18 protein-coding genes, 1 tRNA gene, 1 rRNA gene and 1 pseudogene are annotated in these 21,732 nt (G+C 72.4%); 8 read left to right on the top strand and 13 right to left on the bottom strand.

Features of this window, described 5'->3' with window-relative positions; all coding sequences use genetic code 11:
- From rrf to ABT297_RS33580, 3 genes are all read left to right on the top strand, one after another.
- A 5S ribosomal RNA gene (gene rrf / locus ABT297_RS33570) occupies positions 1-92 on the top strand; the annotation flags it as partial.
- A 106-nt stretch (positions 93-198) separates the two neighbouring features.
- On the top strand, positions 199-705 hold the full coding sequence (locus ABT297_RS33575) for a MarR family winged helix-turn-helix transcriptional regulator (RefSeq protein WP_350556491.1): 507 nt from the start codon (positions 199-201) through the stop codon (positions 703-705).
- A 112-nt stretch (positions 706-817) separates the two neighbouring features.
- Complete coding sequence (locus ABT297_RS33580; protein WP_350556492.1) at positions 818-2,122, top strand: DUF559 domain-containing protein; 1,305 nt, start codon at positions 818-820, stop codon at positions 2,120-2,122.
- A gap of 50 nt (positions 2,123-2,172) precedes the next feature.
- Here ABT297_RS33580 and ABT297_RS33585 read toward each other — a convergent pair whose 3' ends face one another.
- The 4 genes from ABT297_RS33585 to ABT297_RS33600 all read right to left on the bottom strand — a co-directional run bounded on the left by ABT297_RS33585 (position 2,173) and on the right by ABT297_RS33600 (position 5,088).
- Positions 2,173-2,901: a DUF429 domain-containing protein gene (locus ABT297_RS33585; RefSeq protein WP_350556493.1), complete on the bottom strand. Its 729-nt coding sequence runs from the start codon at positions 2,899-2,901 to the stop codon at positions 2,173-2,175.
- A gap of 173 nt (positions 2,902-3,074) precedes the next feature.
- Positions 3,075-3,488 (bottom strand): hypothetical protein, encoded by a 414-nt coding sequence (locus ABT297_RS33590; RefSeq protein ID WP_350556494.1) that lies wholly within the window; start codon positions 3,486-3,488, stop codon positions 3,075-3,077.
- Positions 3,489-3,498: 10 nt separating this feature from the next.
- Positions 3,499-5,049 (bottom strand): ankyrin repeat domain-containing protein, encoded by a 1,551-nt coding sequence (locus tag ABT297_RS33595; protein ID WP_350556495.1) that lies wholly within the window; start codon positions 5,047-5,049, stop codon positions 3,499-3,501.
- A tRNA-Arg gene (locus tag ABT297_RS33600) sits at positions 5,016-5,088 on the bottom strand. Before ABT297_RS33600 ends, ABT297_RS33595 begins: the two co-directional genes overlap by 34 nt.
- Positions 5,089-5,249: 161 nt before the next feature.
- Here ABT297_RS33600 and ABT297_RS43235 point away from each other — a divergent pair.
- The 4 genes and pseudogenes from ABT297_RS43235 to ABT297_RS33615 form a co-directional block, all read left to right on the top strand.
- Positions 5,250-5,604, top strand: a pseudogene (locus ABT297_RS43235) (hypothetical protein); the annotation flags it as partial.
- Complete coding sequence (locus ABT297_RS33605) at positions 5,586-7,649, top strand: hypothetical protein (RefSeq protein WP_502885691.1); 2,064 nt, start codon at positions 5,586-5,588, stop codon at positions 7,647-7,649. The pseudogene ABT297_RS43235 and the gene ABT297_RS33605, both read left to right, overlap by 19 nt.
- A gap of 488 nt (positions 7,650-8,137) precedes the next feature.
- Positions 8,138-8,680: an RNA polymerase sigma factor gene (locus ABT297_RS33610; RefSeq protein ID WP_350556497.1), complete on the top strand. Its 543-nt coding sequence runs from the start codon at positions 8,138-8,140 to the stop codon at positions 8,678-8,680.
- A complete protein-coding gene (locus ABT297_RS33615; RefSeq protein WP_350556498.1) occupies positions 8,677-9,612 on the top strand; it encodes a CU044_5270 family protein in 936 nt (311 codons plus the stop codon). Before ABT297_RS33610 ends, ABT297_RS33615 begins: the two co-directional genes overlap by 4 nt.
- 44 nt (positions 9,613-9,656) lie before the next feature.
- Here the strand turns inward: ABT297_RS33615 and ABT297_RS33620 are convergent, their stop codons facing one another.
- Both ABT297_RS33620 and ABT297_RS33625 read right to left on the bottom strand, forming a co-directional pair.
- The gene (locus ABT297_RS33620; RefSeq protein WP_350556499.1) at positions 9,657-10,811 is read right to left on the bottom strand and encodes an aminotransferase class I/II-fold pyridoxal phosphate-dependent enzyme; all 1,155 of its coding nucleotides are present in this window, start codon (positions 10,809-10,811) and stop codon (positions 9,657-9,659) included.
- Entirely contained in the window at positions 10,808-11,299 is a 492-nt protein-coding gene (locus ABT297_RS33625; protein ID WP_350556500.1) for an Lrp/AsnC family transcriptional regulator, read from the bottom strand. Before ABT297_RS33625 ends, ABT297_RS33620 begins: the two co-directional genes overlap by 4 nt.
- A gap of 51 nt (positions 11,300-11,350) precedes the next feature.
- On the opposite strand from ABT297_RS33625, the gene alr reads away from it, so the two are divergent.
- Entirely contained in the window at positions 11,351-13,843 is a 2,493-nt protein-coding gene (gene alr / locus ABT297_RS33630; protein ID WP_350556501.1) for an alanine racemase, read from the top strand.
- Between the two features lie 14 nt (positions 13,844-13,857).
- On the opposite strand, the gene rnhA is transcribed toward alr, so the two are convergent.
- The 7 genes from rnhA to ABT297_RS33665 all read right to left on the bottom strand — a co-directional run bounded on the left by rnhA (position 13,858) and on the right by ABT297_RS33665 (position 21,661).
- Positions 13,858-14,343: a ribonuclease HI gene (rnhA, locus tag ABT297_RS33635; RefSeq protein ID WP_350556502.1), complete on the bottom strand. Its 486-nt coding sequence runs from the start codon at positions 14,341-14,343 to the stop codon at positions 13,858-13,860.
- A gap of 67 nt (positions 14,344-14,410) precedes the next feature.
- Positions 14,411-15,604 carry an MFS transporter gene (locus ABT297_RS33640; protein ID WP_350556503.1) on the bottom strand — a complete coding sequence of 398 codons (1,194 nt, stop codon included), beginning with the start codon at positions 15,602-15,604 and terminating at the stop codon, positions 14,411-14,413.
- On the bottom strand, positions 15,601-16,152 hold the full coding sequence (locus tag ABT297_RS33645; RefSeq protein WP_350556504.1) for a TetR/AcrR family transcriptional regulator: 552 nt from the start codon (positions 16,150-16,152) through the stop codon (positions 15,601-15,603). Before ABT297_RS33645 ends, ABT297_RS33640 begins: the two co-directional genes overlap by 4 nt.
- Positions 16,152-16,715: a sugar O-acetyltransferase gene (locus tag ABT297_RS33650; protein ID WP_350556505.1), complete on the bottom strand. Its 564-nt coding sequence runs from the start codon at positions 16,713-16,715 to the stop codon at positions 16,152-16,154. Before ABT297_RS33650 ends, ABT297_RS33645 begins: the two co-directional genes overlap by 1 nt.
- 45 nt (positions 16,716-16,760) lie before the next feature.
- A complete protein-coding gene (locus ABT297_RS33655) occupies positions 16,761-17,288 on the bottom strand; it encodes a hypothetical protein (RefSeq protein ID WP_350556506.1) in 528 nt (175 codons plus the stop codon).
- Between the two features lie 126 nt (positions 17,289-17,414).
- The gene (locus tag ABT297_RS33660; RefSeq protein ID WP_350556507.1) at positions 17,415-19,889 is read right to left on the bottom strand and encodes a DUF2334 domain-containing protein; all 2,475 of its coding nucleotides are present in this window, start codon (positions 19,887-19,889) and stop codon (positions 17,415-17,417) included.
- Positions 19,890-19,984: 95 nt separating this feature from the next.
- On the bottom strand, positions 19,985-21,661 hold the full coding sequence (locus ABT297_RS33665; protein ID WP_350556508.1) for a collagen-like domain-containing protein: 1,677 nt from the start codon (positions 21,659-21,661) through the stop codon (positions 19,985-19,987).
- Positions 21,662-21,732: the final 71 nt, after the last annotated feature.

Genomic DNA, 21,732 nt, shown 5'->3' on the forward strand with positions numbered 1-21,732 from the left:
CGCCCGGTCCCATTCCGAACCCGGAAGCTAAGCCCTCCAGCGCCGATGGTACTGCACCCGAGAGAGTGTGGGAGAGTAGGACGCCGCCGGACAATTTTTCGCTCAGGGGCCCGCCTGTTTGGTGGGCCCCTGAAGCATTTCTAGGGGCCGTCGCCCGGAAGTCGGCCTGACCACCCCTCGCGGTGCAATCATTGCTCTATGCAACAGGCCAGCAGTGAGGCCGCCGTGCAGGCGTTGATGCGCGCCAGCCGGGCGTTCGTCGGGCTCACCGCCCGCGCGCTCGCCGCGGTGGAAGGCGAGGTCACGCTCCCGCAGTTCCGCGCGCTCGTCGTGCTCGCCACGCGGGGGCCGCAGCGCAGCGTCGACATCGCGGACGAGCTGCAGGTCAATCCCTCCACCGGGACCCGCATGCTCGACCGGCTGGTGCGCAAGGGGCTGGTGCGGCGTACACGGTCCGCCGAGGACCGGCGAGTGGTCCGGATCCGGCTCACCCAGGCGGGGCGCCACGTCGTCGAGCTGGTCATGGCGCGCTGGCGGGCCGAGCTCGAACGCATCGTGGCCGCCACCGCGCACGTGTGGCGGGCCGCGGTCACCGACGCGCTCACCGCGTTCGCCGAGGCGGCCGGGGAGCTGGACGAGCACGACTGGTGGCTCGGGTGGGCCGCGCACGGCGACGCCCACGAGCTGGCCACGTCTGTTGCATAACGCAACAACGGACACCACTCCTGGGGCGCTCACCGGGTCGTCAAGATCCCGGAATGAGTCGGGCGAAGAAACGACTGCGATCGTTCGACGTCCCAGCGTACGGTAGGAAACCGTGACATCGGGGGTCCGGTGGTGGGCCGAGCCACCGCCCGGTCAGGCCAGCTTCCTGGCCGACGTCGATCCCGCGCTGCTGAGCGTCGGGCTCGACCCGCTGCCCGCAGACGCTCCGGCGATCGTCCGGTTCCGCCCGCCGCCGGGGCTTCGCGTCGGGCAGTACGTCGCTGTGTTCCTCGACGCCCTGGACGAGGCGGCGGTGAACCTGTTTCCGGGCTGGCTTCCCGGCGCCGAACGGCTGGACGGGCCGTCCGGCCTGGGTATTGCGGCCGCACGCGCCCTCGCCACCCGGGCGGCCGCGCGGACGGATCACTTCGGTCCGTTCCTCGCCGCGGCCGCCGAGCGGGCGCTGCGCATCCGGGGCGGCTGCCCTCCGGCCCGCGCGCCGCGCCTCCCGGCCGAGGTCCGCGCGCGCGGCCTGGGCCGCATCCTGGCCGACCCCTATCACCGTGCCGCCGTCGCGGTACTGCTGGATGTCCCAGCGGGCCTGACGCCCGACGGCGAGCAGGCCCTGGCCGGCGCCGCGGTGTGGCTCGCCGAGCACGGACGATTCACCGTCTGGCTGGCCGGGCCGCCCCTGCCGAGTGTCGATCGCATCCGAACCGTCCGGATCACGCTCCCCGTCCATCTGACCCGGCTCGCCGCGGAGGCCGAGCCGGTCCCCGATCCGGCCGGCGATCCGGGCCCGTCGCTGCTCACCTATCCGCCGCTGTCCGGCACGCCGCGCGCCGACAGCGCGGCCGAGCAGGCGCTGGAGCGGGCGCTCGCACCCCACGAGTGGGCCCGCGGGCGCCGGTGGAACGAGGAGCTCGAGTGGCACCTGCTCGGCAAGGCGTACCGCCTGGACCTGTTCTGGCCGGCCGACGGCCTCGTGGTCGAGGTCGACGGCGACGACCACCGTGAGCGGTGGAAGTACGCCGACGACCGCCGCCGCGACGCCCAGCTGCAGCTGCTCGGCCACGACGTCCTGCGCTTCACCAACGACCAGGTCCTGACCGATCCCCAGGCCGCGGCCCTGATGATCCGCGATCTCCTGCTGCTACGCCGTACCCCTCTGGCACAGAAAATGAGGACCCATGCCCTCCGACGACGTCCCAAGCCTCACCCCGAACCAGATTCTGGCCCAGATCGACGCCGCGCGCGAGCTGGCCCAGGCCAAGGGCGGCAGGCTGCCGGACATCGGCCTGCTGGGCAGTGGCCAGTTCTACGCGGCGGGCGAGGGCTTCTCGTTCGTGAAGGTCCACACGCCGCTGTGTCTGACCCACCACCCGAAGGCCCCGCTGTCCCCGGAGGAGGTTCTTGACCGGGCCCGCCGATGAGGTAGGAGCAACCCACCCCAGGCGTTCGTCGCCGTCAGCTGAGCTCGTCGAGCCCGGCCGTCGGTACCGCGATCCAGCCCTCGATCCGAGCGGTCGGCAGCTGCTCGGCTTCCGGGCGGGTCGCCTTGCCGACGGCGGCGGCGCGGGCGGTCAGGGCGGCGATCACCGCGTCGAACGCGTCGTGGCTGGCGCGCATCAGCGGCTCGTGCCCGCCGAGGTCGAGCCACTCGTGCGCCTTCAGGGCGTCGACCAGCGCGTCGTGGCGACCCTTGTAGCCGCGGTGGGCCAGGCCCCAGCGGTGCAGGGACACGGCCGGGTACGCCTCCACGATCAGGCCGGTGCCGGCGCGGTCCACGTCGGCGCCGGCGTTGGCGAGCATGGCCAGGAGCGCGGCGCAGCGCATCGCGGCGTGGGCCAGTCGATCCGCGGAGACGCTCAGCGGGATCAGGCCGAAGCTCGCGCGGACCACCTCGTCCGTCGTGCGGTACACCATCGCCCGGCGCCACGCGGCGCCACCGCCGGCGGGCGGGAGGTCGGTCGCGTGGCCCTCGCGGTGCGCGGCGAGCATCCGGGTGAACGGCTCCGGCCAGCCCAGCGCGCAGTCGATGCCGGCCTTGTCGGAGCGCAGGACCGCGTCGACGATCCCGGCGTCGGACACGCCCAGCCGGAGCTCGCGCAGGACGGCGCGGCCGCCGGGCCAGGCGATGGACGCCACGGCGGTGCGCTCGTCGGCCGCGGCGAGGTCGACGCCGGCGGTGAGCATCCGGCGTCAGCTGTGCCGGAGCGAGGCGGTCGCGGTGTAGGTGGCCACGTCCGGACGGTACGCCAGCTCCAGGCTGCCGTCCGGGGCGAGGTGCAAGGTCATGATGCCGGTCGGGGGTGCGGCGGCCCCGGCGTGGGGTAGCGGACCTGGGCGGGGGCGGTCGTGGCCGCGTGTCACTCCAGGAGCGCGGCGGGCAGGCGGATGTAGCCGCGGTCCATGAGCAGCGGGGCCACGACGTCGTCCTCGTAGAAGCGCAGATAGCCGGCGAACCCCACGCCGTCGCAGTGGCGGGCCACGCCTTCCAGCAGGGCTCGCGCCGTCGCGAACTGGTCCGGGTGCACCTCCTGGCGCACGGTCAGGGCCCAGCCGCCACGCTCGCGTTCGGCCAGCTCGGCCACCAGCGCGCCGGCGAGCTTCCACGCCGGGCCGCGGGCGGCGAAGACCGGCTCGGGGGCGGTGTGGCCCGTGAGCGGGTACGTCCCGGGGTCAGGGCCGCGGCCAAGGTGCCAGCGCAGTTCGGCGAGCTCGTCGTCCACGATGCCGGCGTTCAGGGTGAGCGTCGCCACGAGCTCGTACATGTCCGACATCGGCCAGACTCTACAGCTCGGTGAGGAAGCGCAGGTCGCGCCAGTCGCCGCGGCTCCTGGCCACGGCGATCGGCCAGGAGCCGTGGACCGTCTCGGCGCGCGGGTCGGCGCCGGCCGCGAGCAGGCGGCGAACCAGCTCGGGGTCGGCGCCGTTCATGACCGCGGCGTACAGCGGGGTGCGGTCGATCCGGTCCCGCACGTCGACCTCCAGGCCGGCGGCCAGCAGCGGCCCGAGCGCGCGCTCGTGGTCGAGCCACATCACCATGTGCAGCAGCGACCAGCCGTTGCCGGCGCGCATCCGCGGGTCGATGGTGCCGTCGGCCAGGCCGGCCAGCAGGAACTCGGTGTCGCCGTGCTGCAGGCGGTGGACAACCTCGCGGCGATGGTCGCGCAGGGCGCGCGGGAGGCGGCCCGCGCCGGTGTGCCAGGCCTCGCGGACGGCGTAGCAGCCGCTGACGGCGCCGCCGAGCGAGTGCATGGCCGCCTCGCGCAGCTGTTCGACCTCGTCGTGGTCGTGCAGTCGCAGTGCGCCGTCGGCGATGGAGAGACGGTGCCATTCGTCGCGGCAGCGCACCCGGAAATTTCCGGTATGTCGCGGCGACTCGGGCGAGACGGCGATACCGGGTGGCAAGCGGGACACGTCGTCGGGGAACAGGGCCGAGCGCATCAAGGGGTGCAACTCGGAGGGGGACAGGAGGCCGGCCGCGATCAGGGCCAGGTCCGGCGGCACGGTGCCGGTGGGGATGCGGACCGGCACCTCGTGCCACTCGCTGGGGTCGGAGGCGTCCGCAGCGAGGGGAGCGGTGGGGTCCGCGGTCGGGGCCGGCACGTGCAGCGTCAGGTAGGCCCCGAACAGGGTCGCCACGCTTTCGACGCCGAACGCCCGCGCGGCCGCCCGGGCCTGCTCCGCCACGCCGAGCGGGCTGGTCGGGGCGGCCGACGGGCGCTGGAGGGCGGCCGGGTCGGTGAAGTTCAGGGTGATGCCGCAGCGCCGCCACGCGGACTCGAAGTCGCCGTCGGACAACAGGGAGTACACCCACGGCTCCTCCCACACCGAGCGCAGGCCCGCGGTCTCGCGGACGTCCCAGGTGTACCGCGGGGGGAGGTACCACCGCTCGTACTCCAGCTCGGCGAACGTGGCGACCCCGAGCTGGACCCGCTGCGGGCCGGTGGGCGATCGCGGCAGCCGCAGGCGCAGCAGCGGCGCGGTGCCGGCGCCCGACTTCGGGGCGAGGACGGCGCTCACCGTGCCCTGCAGCGTCGTCATCCCGCCGCGGTGCCGGGGCAGGTGCCACCACAGCAGGTCGAGGCACAGGTGGCGCAGGTCGTCCTCGAGCGCGGCGGCGGCCTCGGCGCCGAAGCCGTCGCGGACCTTGGCAAGGTCGACGTCGACATCCACGGGCATGAGGGCCGCGGCGCCGTGCCAGTCGCCGGACGCGCGGGCCTCGGCGGCCGCGGCGACGAGGGCGGGCGACGGCATCCCGGCCCGGATCCGGCGCCACTGGGCCAGGTCGCGCGGCAGAAAGGGCAGGCCGGCCGGAATCGAACCGGCGTCCTCCAACTTCGCAAGGTGGCGTGACGACCTCTGCACTACGGCCTGCCGTGCATGAGGGTACCGGCGAGACGGGTGCGCATGCGCAGAAGGTATCGATTCCCCGCGAGTGACGCATGCCGGGGTGGAGGGTTCTATTTGCCGACACTGCGTGATCAGAGCGAGGTGTAAAGTGGCCGCGTCGAAATGGCCCGTCTGAAGAGGAACCGATGGTCGACGTTGCGCTGCTGCTGGGCGGCCCGTCCGAGGAGCGCGGCATCTCGCTCAACTCCGCACGCTCCGTAGCCGACCACCTGGAGGGTGGGGTCGTCGACCTCAAGGAGATCATCTTCTTCGACCGCCAGGTCCGGCCCTACGCGATCCCGCGCGGGTTGCTGTACTGCAACACCCCCTCCGACTTCGACTTCAAGCTCGCCCACGAGGGCCGGCCGCTCACCGAAGAGGAGCTGGTGGCCCGGCTGCGCAATGCTGACCTGGTGTTCCCGGTCATGCACGGCGCCTTCGGCGAGGACGGGCAGGTGCAGGAGCTGCTGGAGCGGGCCGGCGTGCCCTACGTCGGCACCGGCGCCGAGGCGTGCGCGACCGCCTTCGACAAGTACCGCGCGAAGCAGGCCCTCGACGCCCAGGGCATCGGCGCGGTGCCCTCGGTCCTCGTCGACGCGGAGATGTCCGACGCCGAGGCGGAGCGGGTCGTCGCCGAGGCGTTCCCCGAGGTCGAGAAGCTCGTGCTCAAGCCGGCCAAGGGCGGCTCCAGCATCGACGTGTTCGTCGCCCGCGACCGGAGCGCCGCCGCTGACATCCTGCGCACGCTGCGCACGCGCCACGACCGCATCGTGATCCAGCCGCGGATGACCGGCGTCGAGGTCACCACGATCGTGCTCGACGGGCCCGACGGGCCGGTGGCGCTCGTCCCGGTCGAGATCGAGCTGCACAACCGCGCCAACGACGACGAGATCTTCGACTACCGCCGCAAATACCTGGCCAGCAACGACTCGCACTACCACTGCCCGCCGCCGCGCGACGACGCGACGATCGCCGCCGTCCAGGGCACCGCCGAGGCCGTGTTCAGCGCGCTCGGGCTGCGCGACTTCGCCCGCATCGACGCCTGGCTGCAGCCGGACGGCTCGGTGCTCGTCTCCGACGTCAACCCGATCAGCGGCATGGAGCAGAACAGCTTCCTGTTCATCCAGGCCGCCCAGATGGGCATGGCGCACGCCGACGTGCTGCGCGAGGTGCTGAAGGCGGCGGCCCGCCGGGTCGGGCTGGCGTTCCCCGAGACCTCCGACGCGGCCGACCGGGGCGGGCAGCCGGTCGCGGTGCTGTTCGGCGGGGTCACCGCCGAGCGGCAGGTGTCCGTGCTCAGCGGCACCAACGTGTGGCTCAAGCTGGCCCGCTCCGAGAAGTATGCGCCGGTGCCCTACCTGCTCGCGCCCGACGGCTCGGTGTGGCAGGTGTCGTATTCCACCGCGCTGCGCCACTCGGTCGAGGAGATCGTCTACGCGTGCCGCGACGGGCTGCGCCTCGAGGAGCGCCGCAGCCGGCTCGCCGAGCGGATCATCCAGCGCCTGCGGTTGCCGGAGCGGGCCCGCAGCGTCTCTGTGGCCCCGCCCGTGCAGCTGAGCATGGAGGAGTTCCTCGAGCGCCACGACCTGGTGTTCATCGCCCTGCACGGCGGCGCCGGCGAGAACGGCACCCTGCAGGAGCTTTTCGACCGGCACGGCATTCGCTACAACGGCTCCGGGCCCGAGGCGTCGCGGTTGTGCGCGGACAAGTACGAGACCGGCAAGGTCGTCGCCACGCTGGAGAGCGAGGGCATCCACACAGCCCGCCGGATCCGCGTCGACGTGCCGGAGGTCGTCGACGCCGGCGCGGTCGAGGCGCTCTGGCACGACATCGTCACCGAGTGCACCGACTCCCGCGTGGTCGTCAAGCCCCTCGACGACGGCTGTTCGGCCGGCATCGTGCCGCTGGGCAACGCCGCCGACCTGGGCCGCTACTTCGAGCTGATCAACGCCGGCGCCCGGCGGATCAAGGACGCCGGGTTCTCGCTGCTCAGCCCCGACCAGCTGGTCGAGATGCCGACGGACCGTCCGCAGCACCTGCTCTTCGAGGACTACATCGACACCGACGACGTGCGGGTCGAGGACCACTCCGGCGCCGCCGAGCTGGTCTGGGGCCGCGATCGCGACACCGGCTGGATCGAGGTCACCGTCGGCGTCATCGGCCCCAAGGGCGCGATGGTCGCGATGAACCCGAGCATCACCGTGGCCAGTGCCGGCATCCTCAGCCTCGAGGAGAAGTTCATGGGCGGCACCGGCATCAACATCACGCCGCCGCCCGGGCCGCCGCTGGGCCGGGTCGAGCCGGGCGCCGTCGAGGCCGTCCGCGCCCGCATCGCGCGCACCGCCAACGTGCTGGGCATGGAGGGCTACGGGCGCATCGACGCCTTCATGCACCACAAGACCGGCGAGGTCATCGTGATCGAGGCGAACTCGCTGCCCGGCCTCACCCCGGCGACGGTGTTCTACCACCAGGGCCTGGCCGAGGAGCCGCCGATGCCGCCGCGGCAGATCCTCGAGCGCATCCTGGACCTCGCCACGCATTCCTGAGACCCACGCGGCCGCGGTCGACATTCCCCTCACCGAGCCCGTCAAGGTCAAGGCCGACGCGGCGGGCAGGGAGACCGACGCCGCCGGGTGCGTGCGATCCACACCGCCGAGCCGGCGCTCCGCTGATCGCGGATGCCAACTGCAGATACGACCTGACCGAGGCGCGGGCGTTCCTGGGCGCGCTGCACGGGGTACCGCTGGAGCTTTTGAAGAGTCGGTCCCACCGGCCGCACTGGACGACCTGACCGCCCTCGCCGCGGACCCCGGCCTCTTCCGGCACGTCGACCTGGACACGCCCTGTTCATGCCGCCCGGCGTGGTCGACGCCCCGCTCGCCTACGACGGCCCGAACCTGACCCTGCGCCCCGGCCGCCCGGACGCCGCCCGCTGGTTCGCGTACGAGTCCGCGCAAGAAACAGCGTAAGAATCCGGGCCGGGCGCGCATTACCTCGTGACGAGACACCTTCAGCACGAAGGAGTACAGGGCCCGTGAAGCAACCCGACGACGGACGTCGGTTCACCGCGATCTACCACGAGCACCACCGGCAGGTGTACGCGTACGCGGTGAGCCGCGCCGGCCGTGACCTCGCCGACGACATCGTCAGCGACACGTTCCTCACCGCGTGGCGGCGCCTCGACGCGGTGCCGCCGACGCCCCTGCCGTGGCTGCTCGGCGTCGCGCGCAACGTGATCAGCGAACGGTACCGGGCCGAGGTCCGGCAGGCGAGCATCGCTGCCGAGCTGCGCGCCTGGGCCGTGGAGGCGCAGGCGGACGTCGCCGACGGCGTGACCGAGCGGGCCGCGATGCTGGCCGCGCTCGCGCGGCTCGGCGAGGACGATCGGGAGCTGCTGACCCTGGTCGCCTGGCAAGGCCTCGGCACCCGCGAGGCGGCCCGGGTGGTCGGCTGCTCGACCGCCACGTACTTCGTCCGCCTGCACCGCGCCCGCAAGCGCCTGGAACAGGCCCTGTTCCAGGCGCCGGCGGCTCGTCACGTTTCCCGTCCTCTTCAGACCCAGGAGCACAGCCGATGAGCCGTGACACCATGCGCATCCTGGCGGAGGCCAGCCCGCGCCGCCTCACCCCCGACGTGCCGCCCGCCGACCCTGCCATGATCATGTCGTACCCGCGGGAGGCGGCCCGCGCCCCGCGCCCGACCCGCCGCCTGGTCCTCGCCGGCGTCGGCCTGGCCGCGGTCGCCGCGGTGACCGCCGCCGTGGTCCTGCGGCAGGCCACCCCGCAGGGCGCCACCACCGCCGGGTTGGACCCGGCCACCGCTGCCGACCTGCTGCTGGTGGCGGCGACCCGCACCGACACCGCGCCGGCCGGCGGCGGCCGGTACTGGGTCGTGCGCGTCGAGCACGGCGAGCAGCGCGACACCGGCCTCGTGCGGGCCACCGACGAGCGGTGGCTCGCCACGAAGCCGGGCGACCCAAGCACCGGCTACCTCCGCGACCCATCGGGCGGCTGGAAGCCGCGCGCGGTGGAGGGCCACACCGCCGAGAACAACCTCCTGCTCGCGGGCCGGCCGAGGTCCGCGGCAGAGTTGGCCGCGCTGCCCACAAGCCCCGACGAGCTCAAGGCCAAACTGCTGCAGTGGTACGCCGCGAGCAGCGCGACGGAGAGCCGCGACGGCTTCCTGTTCGACAGCGGCGCGGCGATCGTGCTCGGCCTGCCTGTGCCTGCCCCAGTGCGCGCGGCGGCGTACCGGATGCTCGCCGAGCTGCCCGGCATCGCCTCACTCGGCCCCGTCACCGACGCGCTGGGCCGCAGCGGCATCGCCGTGGCGTACACCCGCCGCGGCGACGGCGGCACCGAGGGCCAGCAGCGGCTCATCGTCGACCCCGCGAGCGGCAACGCCCTGGCCCAGGAGTCCTGGACGGCCGGCGCGCGGCTGAGCTACACCGCCGTCGTGAAGGCGGAGTGGTCCGACGACACCCCGCCGGACGCCGCCGACATGCACTGATCGTTCCGGTCGGCGCGGGCGAGCCACCGGGGCCGCCCGCGCCGTCAGGCGTGCAGGCTCTGGACGAAGCGACCCATGCGCTCCAAGGCCTCGTCGAGCAGCGGCAGGGCCGTGGCGTAGCTGCAACGGACGTGGCCCTCGCCCGACGGGCCGAAGATGTTGCCGGGGACGACGGCCACGCGTTCGGTCTCCAGGAGGCGTTCGGCGAAGGTCTCCGAGTCGATGCCGGTGGCGCGGATGGACGGGAAGGCGTAGAAGGCGCCCTGGGGCTCCTCGCAGGTCAGGCCGATCTCGTTGAGGCCCTTCACGAACAGGCGGCGCCGTCGGTCGTAGTCGGCGACCATCTCCACCACCTGTGGCTCGCCGGCACGCAGGCCCTCCAGCGCGGCGGCCTGGGAGACGTGCGGGGCGCACAGCATCGTGTACTGATGGATGCGGCCCGCCAGCTCCAGCACCGGGGCCGGGGCGCACACGTATCCGACCCGCCAGCCCGTCATCGCGTGGGCCTTCGAGAATCCGCCGAGCACGATCGTGCGGTCGCGGGCGCCCGGCAGGGACGCCACGCAGGTGTGCGGGGCGTCGTAGCTCAGGCGCTCGTAGATCTCGTCCGAGACCAGGTAGAGATCGTGGCGTACGGCCAAATCCGCCAGCGCGGCGAGCACCTCCCGCGGCTGGATCGCGCCGGTCGGGTTGGACGGCGAGGAGACGAGGATCGCCTTCGTGCGCGGGGTGATCGCGCGCTCGATCTCGTCGACGAGGATGTGGAAGCTCGCGTCGGACGGCACGTAGACGGGGGTGCCGCCGGCGAAGGTCACGCACGGGCCGTAGGCGACGTAGCACGGCTCGGGGATGATCACCTCGTCGCCGGGCGCGAGCAGGGTGCGCATGACCAGGTCGAGGCCCTGCGAAACGCCCGAGGTGATCAGGCATTCGGCGGTGGCGTCGAAGCTCACGGCGTGCCGCCGCGAGATGTCCTCGACGATCGCCTGGCGCAGCTCCAGGAGCCCGGCGTTGGAGGTGTAGGTCGTGTACCCCTGCTCGAGCGCGTAGATGCCCGCCTCGCGGACGTGCCACGGTGTGACGTAGTCGGGCTCGCCGACGCCCAGGGAGATCACGTTGTCCATGGTGGCGGCGATCTCGAAGAACCGGCGGATGCCGGAGGGCGGGCAGGCGGCGACGATCGGGTTGAGTGGCTTCACGGCGTGACCGGGAGGCGTCGGTCGACCTCGGCGGTCGCGTACAGCTCGTCGTCGTCCTTGTACGTCTTCATCACGAAGTGCGTGGCCGTGGCCGTCACACGCTCGATCGTGGAGAGCTTCTGCGCGACGAACTCGGCGATGTCGTGCATGCTGCGGCCGGTCACGACGCAGCGCAGGTCCTGGGCGCCGGAGACCAGGTACACCGAGCGCACCTCGGGGAAGCGGGCGATCCGCAGCGCCACGTCGTCGAAGCCCAGGCCGCGGGCCGGCATCACGGCCACGTCGATGAACGCGGTGATCAGCTGCTCGCCGGTGATCTCGCGCAGCCGGTCGGCGTCGATGACGGCCTTGTAGCGCCTAATGATGCCCTGCTGCTCCCAGGCGGCGATCTGCTTCCTGACCTCCTCGGCGGGGATCCCGGTCAACGCCGAGATCCGTTCCGGCGTCGCATGCGCGTCCGCGCGGAGGATCTCCATGATCTCCAACACCCGGCAATCTTACTGTCCGTGGCGGCGCGTGCTCCAGCTACTATTCGGCGAATGGACCCAGTCTCGGTCGCCGAGGTGGCGTCGATCGTCGGCGGAACTGTGCACCTCCCGCGGGAGGAGCGCGAGGTCGGCAGCGTCGCCATCCATTCGGACCGGTTGCAGGCCGACAGTCTCTTCTTCGCGCTCGAGGGTGCTACGGACGGTCACAAGTTCGTGGCGCGGGCACTGAGCAACGGCGCGATCGCCGCGGTCGTCGCCGAAAGCCGGCTCGCCGACCTGCCCGCCGACGCCGGGCCGCTCATCGCCGTCGCCGACCCGCTCGCCGCGCTGCAGGAGATGGCGGTGTGGTGGCGCCGGAAGCTGACCGCCACGACGTTCGTCGCGGTCGTCGGCAGCAACGGCAAGACCCTGACCAAGGACGCGCTCGTCGGGCTGCTCGCCGGGCACCGCAACACCTACGGCAGCCCCGGCAGCTACAACAGCCAGCTCGGCGTCGCGCTGTCGGTGCTGCAGTGCCCGGCCGACGTGCCGATCGCGGTGATCGAGGCCGCCGCCACCGAGCCGGGCGAGATGGCGCGGCTGGCCCGCATCGTGGCCCCCGACGCCGTCGTGTTCACCAACCTCGGCTCGCGCAGCGTGCAGAGCTTCGGCAGCCGCGACGAGCACGCCCGCGAGCTGCTGACCATGGCGGCCGGCCTGCCGTCCGACGGCTGGCTGCTGATGGGGGAGACGGATCCGGCGGTACAGCGGCTGGCCGCCGGGATCACGCGGGCGCGCGTGCTGCCGACCGGCGACGCCGCTCTGCCCCGGCTGACCCGCCTGCGCCACGTGGAGCGCTCGTCGCTGGTGCGCGCGACGCTGCCCGGCGGCACCGAGGAGGATCTGCTCGTCGCGACCCCGTCGCCGGAGGTGCTCAGCGACCTGGAGCTCGCGATGGGCGCGGCCATGCTGTTCGGGATCGGCCCCGCCGACCTGCTCGACGCGGTCGCCGACTACACGCCGCCGTCGACGCGGATGCAGATGTGGCGCCGCCCCGACGGCGCGACCGTCGTCGGCGAGCTGGCCAACATCGACCCGCTCGCGCTCAGCAGCGCGCTGCGCACCGCACGCTCGCTGATGGGCGCTCACGGCCGCACCCTGATGATCATCGGCGATCCGCTGACCGGTCTCAGCGCCGAGGCCGCCGAGGCCATGGCGCGCTGTCTGCAGGCCGAGAACGTGCGCCTCGTCTGCGGCCTGACCGACGACGCGCACGGCCTGATCGAGGACGCGCTGCGCGGCACCGGTGTGCCCGTGCACCGTTTCCCCGACGAGGACCGGATGCGCGCGTTCGTGGCCAACGAGCTGCGCCCGGACGACGTGGCCCTGGTGCACGTACCGCGGGACACCATGGTCACCGACTCCTGGATGCACCTGGTGGAGACGGCGGCGGCGACCCGGCTCTACGTGGATCTCGCCGCGGTCAAGAGCAACGTCTCCGCCTTCCGCAAGCTCGTCGGCCCGCACACGAAGCTCATGGGCGTGGTCAAGGCCGAGGCGTACGGCACGAACCCGGTCACGGTCGCGCACACGCTGCGCGAGGCCGGCGTCGACTGGCTCGGCGTGGCGACCGCGGACGAGGGCATCGCGCTGCGCCGCGCCGGGGTGCAGATGCCGATCCTGGTCTTCCTCGCCGTCCCCGGCGACCTGGAGCGGCTCGTGCGGCACCGGCTCACGGCGTCGCTGTACTCCGTCGAGATGTACGACGCCGCCTGCCGCGCCGCCGAGGTCAGCGGCCGCCGCCTGGACGTGCACCTCGAGGTGGACTCCGGCATGCACCGCAGCGGCTTCTACCCGGAGGCGGCGATCGAGCTGCTGGGCAAGCTGCGCGGCAACGAGCACCTGAGGCTGACCGGCGTGATGAGCCACCTGGGCTGCCCCGACGATCCGGCCGAGGACGACCTGACGCGCGAGCAGCTCAAGCGCTTCGGCGCGGTGTGCTCGGCCGCCGCCGAGCTGGGGTTCGAGGATGTGGTACGCCACACGGCCGCCACTGCCGCGACGATCCGCTTCCCCGAGGCGCGCTACGACATGGTCCGCGTCGGCCTGGGCCTCTACGGGCTGCACGTGTCGACCGCCACCAGCGGCCTCATGACGCTGACCCCCGGCGTCGGCCTGGTCAGCCGCATCATCGAGATCCACAACATGGCACCGGGCGAGCGCGTCGGCTACGGCGGGCTGTTCCAGGCCAAGTCCCCGGACACCCGCATCGCGCTCATCGCGGCCGGCTACTACGACGCGGTGCCGCGCGCCTTCCGCAAGGTCGGCTTCGTCCTGGTCAACGGCCACCGCTGCGAGATCGCCGGCACCATCTCGATGGACTCGATGGCCATCGACATCACCGGCCACCCGGACGCGGAGGTCGGCTCGGATGTGTTGATCTTCGGCCAGTACGCCGGCTTCTCCACCCCGATCGAACAGGCCGCCGCCGCGATGGACACCGTCTCGCACGAGCTGCTGACCCAGGTCGGCCCCCGCGTCCAGCGCATCTTCACTCAGCACTGACCCGGCGCGCCCGCCTATCTCGGCGGGGCGCCGGACGGCGTCGAGGCCGGGCGCTGCGCCGATCGGGCCTCCTGCAGGCCGCGGGCGGCCAGCCGGTCGGCGCGCTCGTTCTCCGGGTGGCCGTTGTGGCCCTTCACCCAGTGCCACTCGACCTGGTGGCGGGCGGCGAGCGCGTCGAGCTCCTGCCAGAGGTCGACGTTCTTCACCGGCTGGCGGGCGGCGGTCTGCCAGCCGTTGCGCTTCCAGCGCGGTACCCAGGCGGTGATGCCGTTGCGGACGTAGGAGCTGTCGGTGTACAGATGCACGACCACCGGCCGGGTGAGGCTCTCCAGCGCCCGGATCGGCGCGGTCAGCTCCATGCGGTTGTTGGTCGTGGGCGTGGCCTCGCCGCCGCACAGCTCCTTCTCCACGCTGCCGTAGCGCAGGACGGCGCCCCAGCCCCCGGGACCGGGGTTTCCGCTGCAGGCGCCGTCCGTGTAGATCTCGACGTGGTTGGTCACACCACCTATTAGACCGTGTGCGACGTTCTGGTTCGAGCCGCCGCGGCGGCCGGCTCGTCCCGGGCGGTCAGTCGGTCGCGGGCGGGGCGGGCAGGGGGCGGACGGCGCCGGACACCACCGTGGCCACGGCCACCAGCACGGCCACGGCGATCAGGCCGCGGATCACCGTGACGTGGTCGCCCAGGAAGCCGATCAGGGGCGGGCCGCTGAGGAACGCGCAGTAGCCGATCGAGGCCACCACGCTGACGCGCGGGGCGGCGTACGCCGGGTCGTCCGACGCGGCGCTCATGCCGACCGGGAAGCCCAGCGACGCGCCGACGCCCCACAGCAGCGCGCCGGCGATGGCGACCGGGGTGGTCGAGCCGAAGACGAACAGGAGCACGCCGGCGACGGTGACCACGGCCAGGGCGCGGACCACCGGGACGCGGCCGTAGCGGTCCAGCAGCAACGGCCCGAACCAGCGGCCCGCGGTCATCGCGGCCAGGAACCCCGCGAACGCCAGGGTGCCCACCACCGCGGGGGCCTGGTAGCCGTCGATGACCGCGACACCGATCCAGTCGACGCCCGCGCCCTCGGCGAACGAGAAGGCCAGCATGAAGACGCCGACCAGCAGGGTGCGCGGCTCGCGCCAGAAGCGCAGTGTGTGCCTGAGGCCACCGCCGGACGACTCCTCGGTGACGCCGTCGGGGACGAAGGCGCGCACGGCGAGGATGGTGCTCGCGCCGACGACGAGGGCCGTGACGCTCAGATGCAGCGTGATCGGGACGTGCGCGGCGACCATCACCGCGCCGAGCAGGGCGCCCGCGACGGTACCGACGCTGAATCCGGCGTGGAACCGGGACATGATCGAGCGGCCCAGGCCGCGCTCGACCACGGCGGCCTGGACGTTCATGGCCACGTCCCAGGCGCCGTTGGCGAAGCCGAACGCGAACAGGCACAGCACGACCGGGACGACGCCGAGGTGGTAGCCGGCGGCGGCACCGGACAGCGCGAGGGTCAGCAGGGCCGCCATCGCGGTCACGGTGCGGCGCGAGCCGAAGCGGGCCACCATGTGGCCGGAGGCGACCAGCGAGACGATCGAGCCGCCGGCGATGGCCAGCAGCACGAGCCCGAGCCGGGACGGGGTGAGGTGCAGCGCGTCGCGGATCTGCGGGATGCGCGTCGCCCAGCTGGAAATGGAGACGCCGGCCATGATGAAGGCGGCGTACGTGGCGCGCGTGGCGGGGCGCAGGTCGACGGAGGTGGGGGCGGTGACGGTCATGAGGCGGGGGTTCCGATCGTTCGGTCGACGATCGCCCGGACGTCCTGGCGGGACACCGGGCCGGTCGACAGGGTCTTGTGCATGACCAGGCCCTCGATCAGGGCATCGACGCCCCGGGCCGTGGTCGGGTCGACGAACCGCTCGAGCACGGAGCGGCTGGTGCGCATCCAGTCCTCGGTGATCTCGCGCAGGGCGGGATCGCGCAGGGCGGCCAGGTACAGCTCGTATGCGATCGCCCAGTCGTGGGCGTTCGCGCCGGCGTCACCGTCGATGAGGTCGGTGACCGCCTCGACGAGCTCCTCGCGGGTCTCGACGCCACGGAAGTGCGCCTCGTAGATCACCGACATGTGCCGTGCGTGGCGCCGGAACGCCTGGGTACGCAGGTCCTCGAGGCCGCTGAAGTGGTACGTCAGGGAGCCCAGCGGCACGTCCGCGGCGACGGCGATCAGCCGGTGCGTGGTGCCGGCGACGCCGTGCTCGGCGATGACCTCGATCGCCGCGTCGATGATGCGGGCCTTGCGGTCCGGGTCGTGCCGACGGGTCGGCATCAGATCTCGCGGATGACCCGGGCGGGGTTGCCGACCGCGACCACGTTGGCGGGCAGGTCCTTGACGACCACCGCCCCCGCGCCGACGACGGTGTTCTCCCCGATGGTGACCCCCGGGCAGACGATGACCCCGCCGCCGAGCCAGACGTTGTCGCCGATCGTGATCGGGGAGGCGGCCTCCCACTTGTCGCGCCGCCGCTCCGGGTCGACCGGGTGCCAGGCGGTCAGCAGCTGCACGTTCGTGGCGATCTGCACGTCGTTGCCGATCGTCACGCGGGCCACGTCGAGGCAGACGAACCCGAAGTTCACGAAGCCGCGCGCGCCGAAGAAGGTCTGGGATCCGTAGTCGAACTGGATCGGCGTGCGGATCTCGGTGTCCTCGCCGAGCGCGCCGAGGAGCTCGGTGAGCAGCTTGCGCTTCGTCTCGCCGTCGGAGGCGGAGAGGGCGTTGATACAGCGCGTCAGATCCTGAGCGCGCAGGTAGTCGCGCTCGATCTCCTCGTCGGCGATGTACAGCTCGCCGTCGAGCATGCGCTGCCGCATGGACTTCCCGGATCCGGTCATGTGTACAAACGTACATGAGATGTGTACGTCTGTACACAGTCGCGTCTACGACGCGGCACCCGCCCGGATCACGTGGGTGGCGCCCAGGCCCAGCCGCTGCACGGCCAGCGTGGCGATCTCGGGAGTCAGGTTGCGCGCGTCGGCGACGTTCCAGCCGTCGCCCGCCGCATACGAGGCGCCGGACCAGGTCGGGTGCAGCACCGGGATGACCGCCTGCATGACCGCCTCAAACGTATGCCCGTCGGCGACGGTGTCGAACGTGGTGATCGTCACGACGGTGCCGTTGATCGTGCAGGTGCCCTGGTCGCGGTACTTGTACACGGCGTCCTCGTGCTTGGCCGCGCGGGTGTACCCGTCGCAGCCGAGCGCCGTCGCCACCCTGTCGGCGTTCTCGCCCAGATACGGGGGCTTGGTCAGCGCGCCGATCGCGCCCGGCGCCTGCCACCCGGCCACACCGGCGACCGCGGCCAGCGCGATGGCCCCCACGGCGAGCCGCCCCCGTCGCGGCGCCGTACGGGAGGGCTGCCCCGCGGCCTCGATCTGGTCCCCGGGCTGGTCGACGATCGTGGCCACTGGCGTCCCCGCTTCATATCCGGCCCATTCGGTACATATCCAGGCTAGGTGCGCAACCCGTGCGGTTCTGTCAGCCGAAACAGCCGACCGGCGCCCCCATCGAGGGGACGCCGGCCGCGATAGGTGTCACTGCATCGAGGAGGCCGGAACGAAGGTGTACCCCGCCGCGAGCACGCCCTCCACCGTCGCGCGCAGATAGCTGACGTCGACGTACGGGTGGAAGAAGAAGCTCGCCACGCTGTCCTTCATCACCTTGTTGAGCTGCGCCGATTTGACGATGTCCGCCGGCAGGTGAGCCGGATGGTTGTTGTACGGCTCGAGCTCGATGTTGCCCAGGTTCTCCGGGTAGACCAGCACGCCGTAGATGTCGCGCACCGTGTACGGGAAGAACTGGCCGAAGATCCGGGTGTTGTCCAGCGCGCCGCCGCGCAGGGCGCCCGACGGGTACAGGCCACGGTCGTAGCGGGTCGAGAACGTCGCGGCGACCGCGCGGTTGGCCGCGTCGCTGCCGGCATAGTGCGGGAACTCGAAGGTCGTCGGCCGGCCCAGGCCGGCGGCGGCGAAGGCGGCGAAGGACGCGTCGATCCGGCCCTGCGCCCAGGCCTGGGAGTCCTCGGCCACCGGGCCGTCGTAGATCACGTAGTTGGTCGCGGCGTCGACGTGGGCCAGGTAGAACTCGAAGTCGTCGGCGCTGACCCCGTTGTACGGGTTGTCCTTGCTCGCGTACTGGTGGGTGTACCCGTGCATGAGCAGCGTGCCGCCATGCGCCTGCATGTTCTTGAGCGCGGCCACCACCTGCGGCCGGTCCGCGAGCGTGTAGTCCTCGGGAACCCCGCCGTTGAGCGCGCCCTTCGCGTCGACGTAGCGCGGGTAGACCGCGACCGAGAACGGGATGTTCCGGCTCGACAGATACGTCGTGATCGCGTTGAGCTCGGCCGGGTCCGCATCAGGCCCGACGTCCTCGATGCGCACCAGCGCGCGGCGCCGCTCGGCGGTCTGCGGCGCGAGCACGTCCATGAGCAGGTCGGCGAAGGCCACGTACCGGTCGTCGGCGCTCATGTACGCGTACGGGATCTCGCCCAGGTAGGTGAAGTTGCCGGACCGCACTCCCCACGACAGCGCGGAGCTGTCCGAGTCGCGCACGGCGTTGCCGATCGGGGTCGCCTTGCTCGCGTCGCCGATCGTCGTGCCCATGATGCCGGCGAGATTCTGCGGGTCGCGGGTGAAGGTCCTGCCCTCGTAGTTGACCTTGGACACGGCGGACACGTCGAACTGCGTCCAGGTGAAGCCGCGGTTCGCGGCAAAGTCCGGGTCGCGGGCCGTGAGCTGCCAGATGTTGTCGTACACCCAGATCACCGGCTTGCTCGTGGCGGTGACGTCGTCGAGGAAGGCCGCCGGGATCGGCTCGTCGTAGGTGGAGCCCATGTAGATGACGGCCTGGTACTCGTCGAAATCCCCGGCCGCGTAGTCCACCACCGGCTGCGCGGTCCAGTCGCCGAAGTGCGAGGCCAGGTTCGCGGTGGCGATCGCGTACTGCTCGCCGAGGAAGCCATACGGGCCGGTGGTGTCGTAGAGCACCAGTGTCCTTCCGGTCGCGCCCGGGACGCCGGCCCCGTTGCGCGCGTTGACCAGCGGGGCGGCGGGCGTGGTCACGGTCGTGGCCGGGGACGCCGCGGAGACGTTGCCGGCCGCGTCCAGGGCCTCGACGGTGAAGGTGTACCGCGTCTTCGCGCTCAGGCCGGTGATCGTGGCGCTCGTGGCGGTCACGGTCTGCACCGACGGGCCGCCGGTCACGCGATACGACACCACGCCCCGGTCGTCGGTGGACGCCGCCCAGGACAGCGCGACGCTCGTCGAGGTGAGCTCGCCGACGACCGGCGCGCCCGGTGCCGTCGGCGCGGTCACATCCGGCGGGGGCGGCGGGGTCAGCGTGGTGAACGTGGCCGCGGCGCTGCTCGCCGAGATGTTCCCGGCGGCGTCGAGCGCCCTCACCGTGATCGAGTGCGCGGTCGACGGCGTCAGGCCGGTCAGCGTGGTCGTGGTGGCCGGGGGAGCGCCGGTCAGCGTGGCGATCGGCGCGGTGCCCGTACCGTTGAAGACCTGGTATGCGGTGACACCCGTGTCGTCGCTGGACGCGCCCCAGCTCACCGTCGCGGCGGTGGTGGTCACGTCGGTCACGACCGGCGCGCCGGGCGCGCTCGGGGCGGTGCGGTCGCTCACGCCGGTGGTGAACGCCCAGATGTACTGGTCGCTCAGCACGCCGGTGCTGCCCTTCACCTTCACCGTGATCGTGTACCGCGTCGAGTCGGCGAGCGCGGCGCGCGGCACGAACGTGAACGTGTGCGTCGGGGCGTCGTACGTGTAGTACGCCGGCACGGCCGCGCCGCCGGCGGTCCTGACGAACGAGTACCGCAGCGACGCCGGGTCGGTCGCGTTGTTGAAGGTGACCGTCGGATGTACATTGGCCGGTACCCCGGTCGTGCCGTTCTTCGGGGTGACCGCGGCGACGGCCGGGGCCGCGGCATGCGCCACCGTCCCGAACCCGCTCACGACGACGGCGCCCACGACCGCCGACCCCACCAGCCTCACCACAGTGCGCACGTACGGCTCGCCTTTCTCGCGTCGGATCTGGTCTTGCGCTGGATCTTGGAAAGGGGCCCCGGCTCGGCGAGCCGAGACCCCGATCGGTCGATGCGTCAGCCGATGCAGAGCACGAAGGCCTGCAGCGTGCCGCCGGACGAGCCGGTCTTCTTGTAGGTGATCGACCACTGGTTGCTGAAGGCGTCGGTGTTGGCCTTCGAGCCGCTGTACGTGATGTTGGTCGAGTACGAGGTCACGCCGCCGCCCACCGCGGTCTGGCCGGTGCCGCAGGACAGGTTGGTGGTCGTCGCGGAGTTGTTGGACGACTGGACGGAGATCTGCGACGCGATCTTCGTGTACCCCTCGCCGGCCGGCCCCTGGGCGCCGGTGGCACCGGCCGGGCCGGTCGCGCCCGTGGCACCCTTGATGCTGCCGATGCTGGCCCAGGTGGTGGCGTCGGTCTTCTTGTAGAGCGTGAAGTCCGTGGTGTTGAGGTAGATGTCGCCGACGAAGCCCAGGGCGGCGGCGGGGGCGCCGGCGCCGGTCAGCATCGAGGCGCCGTCCTTGCCGTTCGCGCCGTCCTTGCCGTTCGCGCCGTCCTTGCCTGACGCGCCCGTCGCACCGGCGGCGCCGGTGTCGCCCTTCTGACCCGCGGTGCCGGTCGCGCCGGTGTCGCCCTTCGCGCCCTTGAGCGAGGCCAGCCACTCCTCGGGGGTGCCGGTGAAGAGGCCGCTGTCGACGGCCATCTGGAACGCGTCCTTGCCGTCCGTGCCGTGGCCGACCAGCGTCATCAGCCACTCGTCGACGGTGCCGATGCTGGGGTCGGCGGCCTTGGCGATGTCGTACGCGCTCGCGCCGGGCATGCCGGGCAGGCCCTGGACGCCGGTGTCACCCTTGTCGCCCTTCTCGCCCTGGATGCCCTGAGCGCCGGTGTCGCCCTTGTCGCCCTTCTCACCCTGCGGCCCCGGGGCGCCGTCCTTGCCGTTGACGCCCGGGATGCCCTGGAGGCCCTGCTCCCCCTTCTCGCCCTGGTCCCCCTTGTCGCCCTTCTCGCCCGCGGCTCCGGTGGCGCCAGTGTCGCCCTTCTCGCCTTTCTCGCCCGCGGCTCCGGTGGCGCCAGTGTCGCCCTTCTCGCCTTTCTCGCCCGCGGCTCCAGTGGCGCCAGTGTCGCCCTTCTCGCCCTTCTCGCCCGCGGCTCCGGTCGCGCCAGTGTCGCCCTTGTCGCCCTGGGCGCCGTTGTCGCCTTTCAGGCCTTTTTCGCCCTGGGCGCCGGTGGCCCCGGTGTCGCCCTTGTCGCCTTTTTCGCCCTGGGCTCCGGTAGCGCCGGTGTCGCCCTTGTCACCCTTCGCGGCAGCCGCGCCGGCGGGGCCGGTCGCGCCAGTGTCACCCTTTGCGCCCTGGGCGCCGGTGGCCCCTGTTGCGCCAGTGTCGCCCTTGTCGCCCTTCGCGCCAGTTGCGCCAGCGGGGCCAGTCGCGCCAGCGGCGCCCATTGCGCCGGCGGGGCCCGTCGCGCCCGTGTTGCCCTTCGCGCCAGTGTCGCCCTTCGCACCGGGCGAGCCGACCGGGCCGGCGGGGCCCTGGGCGCCCGCCGCGCCGTCCAGGCCGCGGTCGCCCCGCGGGCCCTGGTTGTTCCACTGGATCGTCTGCTCGTTCTTCTTGCAGCGCTTGCCGGCCTGGTAATCGATGACACGCAGCGCTCCCGAGCCGGTGTTGCGGCAGCCGGTGATCACTCCGGTGGCGGAGTTCGGCACCGCGCCGTACGCGGCCGCGCCCACGCCGACGAGGACGGCCACGGCGGTCGCACCGACGGCGGCGATCTTCTGCTTCTTGGACTGGAACACGAGCTCTCCCGAATCTCAGTGGT

Source organism: Dactylosporangium sp. NPDC000555, from assembly GCF_040300025.1.
Classification (GTDB): domain Bacteria; phylum Actinomycetota; class Actinomycetes; order Mycobacteriales; family Micromonosporaceae; genus Dactylosporangium.